This is a genomic window from Comamonas sp. UBA7528 (assembly GCF_002479375.1).
In the GTDB taxonomy this organism is placed as follows: domain Bacteria; phylum Pseudomonadota; class Gammaproteobacteria; order Burkholderiales; family Burkholderiaceae_C; genus Comamonas.
This window is the reverse complement of sequence record NZ_DLMU01000014.1, coordinates 494,309-507,495: the sequence shown is the minus strand read 5'-3', so window position 1 is coordinate 507,495 and position 13,187 is coordinate 494,309. Positions and strand designations below refer to the sequence as shown.

Here is a 13,187-nt window from a genome sequence, read left to right as displayed (position 1 = left end):
CCTCCTCAGCCCTGGCAGCCGACCGTTTCAGGCCGGCTGCAGGACCATGCGGTTCAACGCTTGCCCAACAATCCACCCAGCACATTGCTCAGCACATTGCCGGTCTGCACAGCCGGTGTGGAGGTGGTTCCTGCGGAAGCCGTTCCCGTGATGGCAGCCTGGGTTCCGGTTCCTGTCGTGGATCCTACCGTGCCACCGACCGCACCTGTGACGCTGCTGACGAGCGTGACGACAGGCGTTGCCGTGACCCCTGCCGTCGCAGTACCGCTGACCACGGGAAGGCCGCTGCTGCCGCCCAGCAGATTGCCCAGACCACCCACCGCACCGCTGCTGGTGCCGCCATTCAGCACCCCGCCGACGGCCGCCACGGTCTGCCCGGCACTCGAGACCACCTGACCCAGTGGCGAAGCCAGCGGGGCCTGCGACTGGCCAATGGACTGGCCCAGCTGGTCGACCGCGCCGCCGGCGGTCTGCAGCAGGTTGTTGACCGGGGCGCCCAACTGGGTCGCTCCACCGATGGACTGCGTGGCACCGATGGCCGTGACCAGCAAGGGGGTGACCAACTGGCTTCCCGTGGTCGTCAACTGTGTGACTGCCGTGCTGTCCAGGACCGTACCGACCCGCTCTGACAGCTGCGAGACGCCTTGACCGACGCCGTCCACGGCGCTGCCGGCCAGGCCCACCACATCACCCACCGGACCCAGTGCCGGGGTGTTGAGTGTGGACAAGGTCGTGCCCACGCCGGAGACGGTCTGCCCCAGCTCATTCACCACCGGCTCGATCACCTTGGCGGTGGTGCCAATCACGTCCGAATTCGTGCCGATGGAGCCCAGACCATCGCTCAAGGCGGTCCCCACCGCCTGGACGGCTGCAGCCGGGTGGGAGAGTGTGTCTCCCAGCGCCGCCGTGGTGGGCGCCAGGGCCGTATTGGACCCGACGCCCCCGACACCGGACGCCACGCTGTCCAGCAGATTGCCGGTGGATGTGACGATGTTGCTGGTGCCACCTGTCAGGTCGTTGATGGCTGCAACAGGGGCCGAAACCGTTCCCGTGCCGCCGCCGTCACCGCCATCGGTACCGCCACCCGTGCTGCCACCACCTGTGCCGCCCGTGCCGCCGCTTCCTCCTCCGGCGACTTCTGTCCCGCCTCCCGATCCGCCAGGCCCGGCATCCGAGCGCAGCGATCCACTGGAAGAGCAGGCCGCCAGCCCCAGCGCCAGCATGATCGCCATGGCAGCGCGCCAGCGTGTGGGTGCAACGGCAACGCGTGCTTCACCGGACAAGCCGTGAACAGCGGCTAACCGCACTGTCAATTGTTTCGTACGCATATCGACCTCCTACAGCGGTGCTGCGTGCTGCCCGCAAGGAACCAGCGGACTTGGTAGGGCGGATGGTCTGGTCGATACCGTTGGTCTTCCAATTTAAATATTGGCTCGCACGCTTACGAACAATTACTAAAAACTATCGAATTACGAATGCCTTAATAAAGAAACTACATACTAAAAATCCCATTTCCTATTGAAAATTTCCTCCATTTCAATTAGCTCGATTTTCATTTACACCTTGCGCCGGTACGCTGCCACCGCGCCCAGAATCAATGCCATGCCGGCCCACTGCGCCAAGGTGGGCCGGGTGCCAAACCACAGCAGGTCCGCCCCCATCGCCACCACCGGATAGATGAAGGACAGGCCGGCCACCGCCAGGGCCGACAGCCGCTGAAAGGCGGCATACATCAGCGTGTACATGCAGGCCGTGTGCACCAGGCCCAGCACCAGCACGGCCACCCAGGCCCTGGCGCTGAACGCGGCCGCCCCGCCCCACACCACCACCGGCCCCGCCAGCACCAGCACGCCCAGGCCCATTTGCAGCATGGCAATCTGGGCCGGCGCCAGACGGCGCAGGCGCTGTGTGGCCAAGGTGGCCACGGCGTACAAGGTGGCAGCCCCCAGGGCCAGCGCCACACCGGGCCAGGCCGCGCTGCTGGCCTGCGTTCCATCCAGCCCGCTGCTCAGCACCACCCCCACCAGTGCCAGCGCCAGCCAGGGCAGCTTCTTGACTGGCAAGGCTTCGCCCTGGAATATCGCCGCCAGTACCAGCAGCACAAACGGCTGCACGTGGTAGACCACGGTGGCCACCGCAATGCTGCTGTAGCGGTAGGCACTGAACAGCCCCACCCAGTTGCACACCAGCGCGACGCCGCCCACACCCAGCCAGCCCCATTCCCGGCGCGTGGGAGACTGCCATTGGCGCGTGCACGCCACCCAGGCCGCCAGACCCAGGCCGCCGAACAGGCAGCGCAGCCACACCACCCACAGCGCGGGCAGCCCGCTTTCCACCACCAGCAGACCGATGGTGCCGGACAGAGCCATGGCCAGCACCATGCGCCAGGAGCCACCCCGGAGCGAAACAGGCTGAAGCACCGTCGGAGCTGCGGCAGCCATTGCTGCGGCAGCCGTTGCTGCGGCAGCCGGTGATGCCTGGGTCGTTGCAGCAGGCCGATCTGCCCCGGAGACCGCAGAAAAGTGAGAGGAGATGTGCATGGCTGCAGCGTGACGCATTGCCTGCAAAGCATCAATAAGCCATCATGCAAAGCACTGTTGCGCTTGATTCAACAACCAATCCCTTACCCTCCCCCCATGCTGACCGAACACACGCTCGTGCCTGAAATGCTGGTCTTTGCCAAAGTGGTGGAGCTGCGCGGCTTTGCCGCCGCCGCACGCCAGCTGGGGCTGACCACCTCGGCCATCAGCCGCAGCGTGGGCCGGCTGGAAGCGCACTGGGGCGCCAGGCTGCTGCACCGGACCACGCGTTCGGTCTCGCTGACCGAGCTGGGGGCCGAGGTCTATGCCGGCTGCGCGCAGATGGCCCGCCTGGCGCGCGAAGTGCACGCCACCGCCGGCCATTACGGTGACATCCCGCGCGGCACGGTGCGCATCAGCGCGCCGGTGGTGTTTGGCGACATCTGGCTGGCCCCGCGGCTGCCGGCCCTGCGCCAGCGCTGGCCGGCCGTGGAAATCGCCATGCAACTGAGCGACCGCATGGTGGACCTGACCGAAGAAGGGCTGGACCTGGCCATCCGCATCACCACGCCCGCCCAGCTGCCTGCAGGCCTGGTGGCACGCGCGCTGCGCACGGTGCGCTATATCCCCGTGGCGTCACCGGCCTGGCTGCGGCAGTTGCCCGCGCCCATCACCCACCCGCGTGCGCTGGCCGGCCTGCCCTGCATCACCCTGGGTTACGGGGATTTTCAGAACCAATTGCGCTGGGAGCCACTGTCGCAGGCCGAAGCCCCGTCCACAGCACCTGCCCCGCCATCGGCTGCGGGCACCTCACCGACCGCAGCCCCTGCCACCGACCGCACACTGCTGGAGCTGGCCGTGCACACCCCCATCACCGTAGCCAGCAGCACCGGCATCGTCACCCTGGCGCTGCAGCACCAGGGAGTGGGCATTGCTGCCGACTTTGCGGCAGAACAGGCTCTTGCAGAAGGCCGTCTGGTGCAGCTGCTTCCCGACTGGCAACTGGGCGGCAGCTATACGGAACGCACGGCCTACGCCCTGTATCCACCCACACGCCATCTGCCGCTGAAAGTGCGGGCGCTGATCGACCATCTGGTACAGGCCGCGGCGTAAGGGCCGCCGCGCCAATGGCGCCCGCAGCTCCCGGCCATGGACCACAGCGTGCTATCCCCACAAGCAGATCTTCCTGCAGATGCGGAACCTCAGGCGCTGGCCTGCCGGCACGGCTCAACGGGAACTGCTGCGACGGCGCTGGCCTTGACTGGCCTTCACCTCGCAGCGGTATGCCCGCAGCATCTGGCGTGGGTAAGCGCTGCCGGGCGCAAACAGGCTCTCTTCGTACTTCCGGCGGAGGTACTTGCCGTCCAGGTCCGCTTTGGTCACCCAATCCAGACCCGCCTGCCGACGCAGGACCGCGGCCTGATGCCAGGCACAGAAGACCGCCCACACCATCAGCTGGTGCGCCTCGCTCCATACCTGTGCATGGGCTTCTGTCAGATCCCACTGCTCCGACAACTGCGGAAATACGCCGCCACCGCCGGCCACGGGCTTCCCGTCGCCAATCGGTATCTGCGGCGGCCAGAACCGCAGCGTTTCACGCAGCACCCGCTTGAATTTCATGGCTTCGATGGATGTCAGACCCACGGTAACAACCCCAGCCCCACAGCCCTGGGCGCCCAGGAGCTTGGGAGGAATGGTTCGGCCCTCTGGGCCCGAAATAGGCGACTGTCTGCGGCCTCCAGCTGCTCGCTGTGCCGCCGAACGGATCGATAGGCAATGTAACTGCACCGGTCAGAGCGGCGCCTTCCGGGCTTGTGGAAGGACGCATCTCGAAGTTACATCGAAAGAGAAAGCAGCGGTCTCCATGCGTGCACTGGCAGCATGTCGCCGCACATGATATGTCCCCGATAAAAGGCAGGCCTCCATACCTACCGCCACTTGTCCCCGCCACACCCCATCAAACTTGTGGAAAAGTCTGCTCCGGCACATGGATAAGTGAGTTAAACACTTGATTCACAATGAGTTTCTTGCAAAAGCTTAATTTTTAAGCAGAACCTATCCTACAGAGACAATCAGGGACAGAAACAGCCTTCTCCACCCCGCTCACCCCGTGCACCAGGCTGTTTTCCCCAGTTGGGCTGCCCAAGCTTGTGGACAAATGCCCCCCGCCTGCGGGATAAGTGGCTTAAGTGCCTGCCAGCACAGGGATTCCCGGTTGCTGCTTATTTTTTATGCAAACCTACCTTTTCATAGCGATCGGGGGCAGAAACCATGGCTTGGAAGCAGCCCACGGCCTGCCACCGGCATGTTCAGGGACAGGTCTGGCCCCGTGCCCCAGCATCCACACCGGTTGTCCCCATCCGACCTGACCAAGCTTGTGGACAAGTTCATTTTCCACATGGGATAAGCCAACTAACCATTTGTCAGCATTGAATAATATGGTTTACGCTTATTTTTTAAGCACCACCACTGCGGGCGGGCGTACGGCTTCGGCCCGCTGCAGCAGCCACTGGCTGAACACGCGCAGCGCAGGCCCCTGGGGTGCGCCTTCGGCCAGTGCGGGGGTGACCAGGTAGTAGGCACGGTTGCCGCGCAGCGGGCGATCGCAGGCGATAACCAGGTCGCCCCGTGCCAGTTCCTGCTCGATCAGCATGGGCGGAATCAGCGCCACGCCCAGGCCCTGGCTAGCGGCCACGGCCAGCATGGAGAACAGTTCCAGCCGCGCGCCATCCAGCGCGCGTGGGGCGCTGACGTCCATGGCATCGAACCATTGTTGCCAGCCGTAGGGCCGCGTGCTTTGCTGCAGCAGCGGCATGCCGGCGATCACGGCAGGGCTGACGGGCTGCCAGGCGCGGCCCAGGTCGCGCTCCTGGGCGGTGGCCAGCAACTGGGGGCTGCACACCGGCAGGGTTTCCTCGTCCATCAGCCACTGGGCCTGCACGCCCGGCCAGTGGGCCACCTGCTCCGGAGTACCAGCGTACAAGGCGGCGTCGAAGCCGGTGTCGGCAAACAGAAAGGGGCGGGTCTGCACATCGATGTGCACACGGATGTCAGGGTGGGCCTTCATCAGCTGCGGCAGGCGCGGCAGCAGCCAGCGCGTGGCAAACGTGGGCACCGCCGCCAGGTTGATGGTGCCGCCCTCGCCCTGGTGAGCCATCAGATCGAGCGTGTCACGCTCCAGCCCCTGCAGCCAGCGGGCCACCTGCTGGGCGTACTGGCGACCGGCTTCGGTCAGCAGCACACCGTGGCGGGTGCGCTTGAACAGGGGCAGACCGACAAACTCTTCCAGCGCAATGATCTGGCGCGAGACCGCGCTTTGCGTCAGCGCCAGCTCCTGCGCCGCCTTGGTATAGCTTTCGTGGCGGGCGGCGGATTCGAAACAGGCCAGGGCCTGGGTGGAGGGAATGGCACGACGCATGCAAAACCTTCATGTAAAAAGTGGATTACAGCCCCCAGCATACCGAAAACCGGTAGAAATTGATTCCATAGATGCAATTTACGCATACATGGATGCAATCAAATCGTTTGCGGCACCAGTCGGTGCCACCTACCATGCGTTCCCATCCCGTTGTCGTCGGCAATGTCTGCCGGCGACAAGCACCGACCACAGCAACTTTCCCCCACCTTCTCGGATTCAAGGAGACACAACATGGCCAACTTCCAATGGGACGATCCCTTCCACCTGGACGAGCAACTGACCGAAGACGAGCGCATGATCCGCGACGCGTCGCGCAGCTACTGCCAGGACAAGCTGATGCCCCGCGTGCAGTCCATGTTCCGCAATGAATCCGTGGACACCTCCATCTTCCGCGAGATGGGCGAACTGGGCCTGCTGGGCCCCACCATCCCGACCGAATACGGCGGCGCCGGCCTGAACTATGTGAGCTACGGCCTGGTGGCCCGCGAGATCGAACGCGTGGACAGCGGCTACCGCTCCATGGCGTCGGTGCAGTCCTCCCTGGTGATGGTGCCCATCAACGAATTCGGCACCGAAGCCCAGAAGCAGAAGTACCTGCCCAAGCTGGCTTCCGGTGAATTCATCGGCTGCTTTGGTCTGACCGAACCCGACCACGGCTCCGACCCCGGCTCCATGGCCACCCGCGCCTACAAGGTGGACGGAGGCTACAAGCTCAAGGGCAGCAAGATGTGGATCACCAACTCGCCCGTGGCCGATGTGTTCGTGGTCTGGGCCAAGGAAGTGTCCGAAGGTGGCAACGTCGGCCAGATCCGCGGCTTTGTGCTGGAAAAGGGCATGAAGGGCCTGTCCGCCCCCGCCATCCACGGCAAGGTGGGCCTGCGCGCCTCCATCACCGGTGAAATCGTGATGGACGATGTGTTCGTGCCCGAAGAAAACGCCTTCCCCGAAGTCCGTGGCCTCAAGGGCCCCTTCACCTGCCTGAACAGCGCACGCTTCGGCATCGCCTGGGGTGCCATGGGTGCCGCCGAGTTCTGCTGGCACACCTCCCGCCAGTACACGCTGGACCGCAAGCAGTTCGGCCGCCCCCTGGCTGCCAACCAGCTGATCCAGAAGAAGCTGGCCGACATGCAGACCGAAATCACGCTGGGCCTGCAAGCCGCCCTGCGCGTGGGCCGCATGAAGGACGAGCACCAGAACGTGGTGGAAATCACCTCCCTGATCAAGCGCAACAACTGCGGCAAGGCCCTGGACATTGCCCGTCTGGCACGCGACATGATGGGCGGCAACGGCATTTCCGACGAGTTCGGCGTGGCCCGCCACCTGGTGAACCTGGAAGTGGTGAACACCTACGAAGGCACGCACGATGTGCACGCCCTGATTCTGGGCCGCGCACAGACCGGCATCGCCGCCTTCGCGAACTGAGGTCGCTGCGCCCGCACGCTCGGATGCGGGGTGGTGGAGCCGGGTCGCAGCGCTGCGACGGCCTGCGGCTCCCCGCCCTCATCTCAGCGTCTGTCGGCACCGCTGGGGCGCCGTGCACTGCACCGAGCATCGCCGCCCCAGCGCTAGCTGATTGGGTTCTGGCTGTGTTTTGCCTCCAGAGCCCAATCACATAGTGCACCAGCCGCCTTGGTTGGGAGAGCCCCCGGGCTCTCTGGCTTTCTCCCCCCCTCACATCCCGCCGGATCGGATCCTTCATGACCGCCTCCTCCCCTGCTTCCACACCCGCAGCCTCCCGTCCTTCCGCGCTGGCCGGCATCAAGGTGCTGGACCTGTCCCGTGTGCTGGCCGGCCCCTGGGCCACGCAGCTGCTGGCCGATCTGGGCGCCGATGTGGTCAAGGTGGAGCGCCCGGTGGCCGGCGACGATACCCGCCACTGGGGCCCTCCGTTCCTGAAGGACGCGGCCGGCAACGACACGCGCGAGGCCAGCTACTTCACGGCCTGCAACCGCAACAAGCGCTCCATCACCGTGGACATGGCCCACCCCGAAGGCCAGGCCCTGCTGCGCCGCATGGCGGCCGAGGCGGACGTGGTGGTGGAAAACTTCAAGGTGGGCGGCCTGCAGCAATACGGACTGGACTACGACAGCCTGAAGGCGCTGAACCCCAGGCTGGTCTATTGCTCCATCACCGGTTTCGGCCAGGACGGCCCATATGCCGAGCGCGCAGGCTACGACCTGATGGTGCAGGCCATGTGCGGGCTGATGAGCATCACCGGCCATGCCGACCACGAACCCGGCGGTGGCCCGCTGAAGGTGGGGGTGGCTGTGATCGACGTGTTCACCGGCCTGTACGCCAGCAATGCCATCCTGGCCGCACTCCATGCCCGCGACAACGCGGGCCATGGCACCGGGGAAGGCCAGTACATCGACATGGCGCTGCTGGACGTGGGCATGGCCGTTCTGGCCAACCAGGCCGCAGGCTACCTGGCCACAGACAAGGCCCCGGGCAGGGCTGGCAACATCCACCCCAGTCTGGCGCCCTACCAGGACTTCAAGACCCGCGACGGCAATGTGCTGCTGGCCATTGGCAACGACGGCCAGTTCGCCCGTTTCTGCAACGCTGTCGGCCACCCGGGCTGGGCCCAGGACGCACGCTTTGCCACCAACACCGCCCGGGTGCAGAACCGCTCCGATCTGCTGATGCTGATGACCCCGCTGATGCAGACGCGCGGTACCCAGGACTGGATCACGCTGCTGGAAGACAAGGCCGTGCCCTGCGGCCCCATCAACACCGTGGCCCAGGCCTTCGACGACCCGCAGGTCCGGGCGCGCGGCATCCGCAAGGAGCTGCCGGCCGCAGGAGGTCTGGGCACGGTGGGCACGGTGGCCAGCCCGATGCGCCTGTCGGGCACCCCGGTGGTCTACCGCAGTGCGCCCCCGTCCCTGGGCCAGCACACCACCGAGGTCCTGACCGCAATGGGCCTGGACGCCGCCCAGTTGGCCCAGCTCCAAGCCCAGCAGGTGATCTGACACGCAGTCCCCCGCTGCCCTGGCGCAGCTGCTTTCAGAGGCACCTTCCCTGCAGCGCCACCGGCGCCACACGCGCCCGGCGCTGCAGGATTTTCTCCTCTGCCTTTTATATCCTTCGCAGCATATATATGCGCGAGGGATAATCGTATTTCCGGATTATCTACATAATCCCTTCACCCCAGGGTAACTACCGAATCAAAAATGCATTTCGCATATAGCGCTTTCAGAAGCCGGGCCGTAGGATTCTTCCCACGTTTTACCCAAACGGCAGTTTCAACAAAACAATTCGGAGATGACAACATGATTCGTCGCAGCCTGCTCGCCCTGGGCATCCTGGCCGCGTTCGGCACCGCCGCCCACGCCCAGAGCTACCCCACCAAGCCCATCAAGCTGCTGGTGCCCTTTGCCGCTGGAGGCACCACCGACCTGGTGGCCCGCGTCGTGGCAGACCCCCTGAGCCGTGAACTGGGCCAGCCCGTGATCGTGGAAAACCGCGGTGGTGGCGGTGGCGCCATCGGTGCCGCCGAAACCGCCCGCGCCCCGGCCGATGGCTACAACCTGGGTATTGCCACCGTGTCCACCACGGCCACCAACCCGGCCATCAATCCCAAGATCCCGTACAACGTGTTCACGGATTTCACACCCATCGTGAACATCGCCGCCACGCCCAACGTGATTGCGGCCAACCCCAAGTTCGTGGGCAAGGACTACAAGAGCTTCCTGGAAGAAATCAAGAAGAACCCCGACAAGTACTCCTACGGCACGCCCGGCACCGGCTCCATCGGTCACCTGATGATGGAAATGTTCATGCTGGCCACCGACACCAAGATGCTGCACGTGCCCTACCGTGGTTCGGGCCCCGCCATCAACGACGCGGTGGCAGGCCAGATTCCGCTGCTGTTTGACAACTTCCCCTCCACGCTACCCTTCGTGAAGGAAAAGCGCCTGACCGCCCTGGTGGTGGCTGCGCCCCAGCGTCTGGCGGTGCTGCCCGATGTGCCCACGCTGGCCGAAGTTGGCGCGCCTGGCGTGAACCGCATGGCCTACTACGGCATCGTCGGCCCCAAGAACCTGCCCAAGGACATCGTCAACAAGGTGAATGCCGCCGTGCACAAGGTGCTGCAAGACCCGGCCGTGCGCAAGCGCATTGAAGACACCGGCTCGCTGATCGTGGCTGGCACGCCCGAGAAGTTTGCCCAGGAAATCAAGGCCGAATACACCGCGTACAAGGCCGTGGTCGACAAGCAAAAGCTGACAATGGAATAAATATTTCCTGATCGGCATCAAAAAACCCCGCAGTGCGGGGTTTTTTATTTTCCAAGTCCATGGCAAGTATGGTTATCAAAATACCCATTCAGGCTTGCCTTATATAGAAAATAGATAATCGCATCGGCCGCCATGTATCTCCTGCAATATGCGGGATCCGTGCGTGCATGGCGATTGCGGTACACCGGCCATGGCTCCTATAAAAAAAGACTGCCGAAGCAGTCCTTTGCATACGGACCTGTCCGGAGGCAGCAGGTTGGCAGACCCTGGCCCACAGTTTTTCTGCCCGTGCCACCCCGTCCACTGGCCGCCACTTTCAACGGTTGCGCCACACGCTCACCCCCGCACTGCTGAACGTCAGTCCCACCAGCAGCCACAGCACCCCCACCAGCAACTGGCTCACGCGCGGTCCCACCATGTCGGCAAACACCTGTTCCACCGCACACAGCGCCAGGCAGTTGCTGCCCTCGGCCACCTGCTGCAGCGCCAGCAGCGACATGCCGCCCACCAGAATGCCCAGCAGCCCCAGAGTCAGCAGAAAGAAACTTGTCCATTTGGTTTCGCGGTCCATGGTGCGCCTCCACGTGGTGACGAAGTTCACGCCTGAAAACCAGTCTCCGGTCCGGGAAAACAACTTCAACCGCCGCTCCGGATGGACTGGATTTCATCTTGACACCATGGCCTCCGCCCGGCCAGCACCGCCCGCCCGGGTGCGGTGGTGTCTGACCCGGTGACGCGCTCCACAGGGTGTTGCAGCGCACCAGCGGTCATTGCGCAGGCCGGTGTTGCAAGCACGCACTCCCTCAAAAAGAGCAGCCCGCCTTCCCGGGGTGCGGGCAGGCGGGCTGTTACATCACGGGTGCGTCGTGTTTACCGTCCATCACCTTGATTACAACCAGGCAACAAACTGGAGGGGCGTTCAGCGCTGTGGTGCGGGGTGAAAGCTGCCCGCCCATTTCCACGTGGCGAATGCGCACCACAGCAGGCCCACCACGGCCAGGCTACCGCCCACGGCACCCAGATGCTGCAAGCCGGCATGCGTGCCCACCTGGCTGCCCAGCAGCGCACCGGCACCGATCCCCACGTTGAACAGACCCGAAAACAGCGACATGCCCACATCCGTGGCATCCGATGCCAGCCGCAGCACCTTGGCCTGCAATGCCAGCGCCATGCACAGCATGGCCACACCCCAGACAGCGCACACCAGGTACAGACCCGGCAGCCAGGCCGTGCTGGGCAGCAGCAGCCACAGGCTGGCGGTCAGTACCGCCAGCGCCAGCAGCAGAAAGCTGCGCGGAAAGCGCAGACCAAAGGCGCTGAAGCACATGCTGCCCACGATGCCCATGCCGCCAAACAGCAGCAGCACGATGGTCGTCACATGGTTGCTCAGCCCGCCCACCTGTTGCACCAGCGGCTCGATGTAGCTGTAGACGGTGAACTGCGCCGTCACCATCAGAATCAACAACGCATAGGTGGCCACCAGCGCCGGGCGGCGCAGCAGCACCGGGATGGAGCGGGCGGACCCTGCGTTCTCGCTGGGCAGCAGCGGCAGCAGGCGCCACAGCACCAGCATCACGGCCAGCGCCGCCACCCCGATGGCGCCGAAGGTGGTGCGCCAGCCCAGGGCCTCGCCCACCACACGCCCCAAGGGAATGCCCAGCACCATGGCCAGCGTGGTGCCGGTGGCCAGCAGACCCAGTGCCTGGGCTTTGCGTCCGGCCGGTGCCACGCGCACCGCCAGGGCCGCAGTGATGGACCAGAACACCGCATGCGCCAGCGCAATGCCGATGCGGCTGACCAGCAGCACCGGATAGCTCCAGGCCACTGCCGACAGCGCATGGCTGGCAATGAACAGCGCGAACACGCCCATCAGCAGGCGGCGGCGCTCCCAGTGGCGGGTCAGCAGCATGCCGGGCAATGAAGCCAGCGCCACCACCCAGGCGTAGATGGTCAGCATCAGACCGATCTGTTCGGTGCGCATGCCAAAGCTGGCGCCCATGTCGCTGAGCAGGCCGACAGGGACGAATTCGGTGGTGTTGAAGACAAAAGCGGCCAGCGCCAGCGCGATCACGCCCACCCAGGCACGGACGTCGGACACGGGTGCCGGCGCAGATGCGGTGGCAGCGGAAGAGAGAGATTCGGACATAGAGATTTACACAGGCCGGCGCACAGCCCACAGAAGAAGGACGGCAGGCAGACCCCGCGTCCCTGCTGCGCCTTGCGGCAATCGGCACACATGCGATGGAGCCCCCTCAGACAGGCCTTTGCAGCCTGTTGCCCACCGCTGCAGCACATGCCGCGCAACTTGGGATGGTACGGCGTTCGGTCCGCACGCGCAGCGCAGGCCGCAGCAATGCCCTGCGCTGCGTGGCATTACGGGCCGGATTGACCGGAATGGACGCATTCACAGCGGACGCCGTGCTGTGCCAGTCCGCCGCGTGGCCCAGGGCAGGCGCTCCTGCGGAGCCGCGCTTCACGGGCCTTGTCGATGCACCGCTGGCGCGGCGGCCTCCCTCACTCCGGCGACCACACCGCCAGTTCATTGCCTGCCGGATCGTGAAAGTGAAAACGCCGCCCGCCGGGGAAGGGAAAAATCGCTTTGCTGATGGTGCCGCCAGCGGCCTGCACCGCCGCCAGGGCTTTTTCCAGATCCACCGCAAAAATCACCGCCAGCGGCTGGCGGGGCGCCTGGGCCGCATCGGCGTTGAAGCCAGCGCCCAGGCCGCTGGAGGCGGTGTCCACATAGTTGCCACCCCAGTCCTGGAAATCCCAGTCAAAGGCCTTGCCGTAAAAGGTTTTCACCCGCTGCAAGGTGGCGGCATCGGAGCCGGGGAATTCGATGAAATCGATCTGGCCGATACGGGCTGACATGGGAGATCCTCCACGGTGACAGGCTGGTGCATGGCCCACCCGCTGCGGCGCAGGCAAGGCAGGTGACGGACAGGCTCCAATATGCCATGGCGCCTGCCGGACGTCTGCCGGACGTCTAGGTCCCATGGCCCTGCCTGTGCC

11 protein-coding genes are annotated in these 13,187 nt (G+C 64.9%); 4 read left to right on the top strand and 7 right to left on the bottom strand.

Going from position 1 to position 13,187, the window contains the following annotated elements:
* Window positions 1-53: 53 nt before the first annotated feature.
* A complete protein-coding gene (locus B3349_RS17965) occupies window positions 54-1,232 on the bottom strand; it encodes a collagen-like triple helix repeat-containing protein (RefSeq protein WP_291590757.1) in 1,179 nt (392 codons plus the stop codon).
* A gap of 324 nt (window positions 1,233-1,556) precedes the next feature.
* Complete coding sequence (locus tag B3349_RS17960; protein ID WP_414646933.1) at window positions 1,557-2,441, bottom strand: DMT family transporter; 885 nt, start codon at window positions 2,439-2,441, stop codon at window positions 1,557-1,559.
* 195 nt (window positions 2,442-2,636) lie between these two features.
* Between B3349_RS17960 and B3349_RS17955 the strand changes: the two genes are divergently transcribed.
* Complete coding sequence (locus tag B3349_RS17955) at window positions 2,637-3,632, top strand: LysR family transcriptional regulator (RefSeq protein ID WP_291590755.1); 996 nt, start codon at window positions 2,637-2,639, stop codon at window positions 3,630-3,632.
* Between the two features lie 114 nt (window positions 3,633-3,746).
* On the opposite strand, the gene B3349_RS17950 is transcribed toward B3349_RS17955, so the two are convergent.
* Both B3349_RS17950 and B3349_RS17945 read right to left on the bottom strand, forming a co-directional pair.
* Window positions 3,747-4,139 carry a hypothetical protein gene (locus tag B3349_RS17950; protein WP_291590754.1) on the bottom strand — a complete coding sequence of 131 codons (393 nt, stop codon included), beginning with the start codon at window positions 4,137-4,139 and terminating at the stop codon, window positions 3,747-3,749.
* Window positions 4,140-4,968: 829 nt separating this feature from the next.
* Entirely contained in the window at window positions 4,969-5,937 is a 969-nt protein-coding gene (locus tag B3349_RS17945; RefSeq protein ID WP_291590751.1) for a LysR substrate-binding domain-containing protein, read from the bottom strand.
* Between the two features lie 231 nt (window positions 5,938-6,168).
* Between B3349_RS17945 and B3349_RS17940 the strand changes: the two genes are divergently transcribed.
* From B3349_RS17940 to B3349_RS17930, 3 genes are all read left to right on the top strand, one after another.
* Window positions 6,169-7,359, top strand: a complete 1,191-nt coding sequence (locus tag B3349_RS17940) for an acyl-CoA dehydrogenase (RefSeq protein WP_066536498.1) — start codon at window positions 6,169-6,171, stop codon at window positions 7,357-7,359.
* Window positions 7,360-7,634: 275 nt separating this feature from the next.
* Entirely contained in the window at window positions 7,635-8,909 is a 1,275-nt protein-coding gene (locus B3349_RS17935) for a CaiB/BaiF CoA transferase family protein (RefSeq protein WP_291590750.1), read from the top strand.
* Between the two features lie 300 nt (window positions 8,910-9,209).
* Window positions 9,210-10,175 (top strand): tripartite tricarboxylate transporter substrate binding protein BugE, encoded by a 966-nt coding sequence (locus B3349_RS17930; protein ID WP_066536502.1) that lies wholly within the window; start codon window positions 9,210-9,212, stop codon window positions 10,173-10,175.
* A gap of 316 nt (window positions 10,176-10,491) precedes the next feature.
* On the opposite strand, the gene B3349_RS17925 is transcribed toward B3349_RS17930, so the two are convergent.
* The 3 genes from B3349_RS17925 to B3349_RS17915 all read right to left on the bottom strand — a co-directional run bounded on the left by B3349_RS17925 (window position 10,492) and on the right by B3349_RS17915 (window position 13,046).
* Window positions 10,492-10,746, bottom strand: a complete 255-nt coding sequence (locus B3349_RS17925) for a hypothetical protein (RefSeq protein ID WP_291590749.1) — start codon at window positions 10,744-10,746, stop codon at window positions 10,492-10,494.
* A 348-nt stretch (window positions 10,747-11,094) separates the two neighbouring features.
* A complete protein-coding gene (locus tag B3349_RS17920; RefSeq protein ID WP_291590748.1) occupies window positions 11,095-12,321 on the bottom strand; it encodes a sugar transporter in 1,227 nt (408 codons plus the stop codon).
* Window positions 12,322-12,689: 368 nt separating this feature from the next.
* Window positions 12,690-13,046 (bottom strand): VOC family protein, encoded by a 357-nt coding sequence (locus tag B3349_RS17915; protein WP_291590747.1) that lies wholly within the window; start codon window positions 13,044-13,046, stop codon window positions 12,690-12,692.
* Window positions 13,047-13,187: the final 141 nt, after the last annotated feature.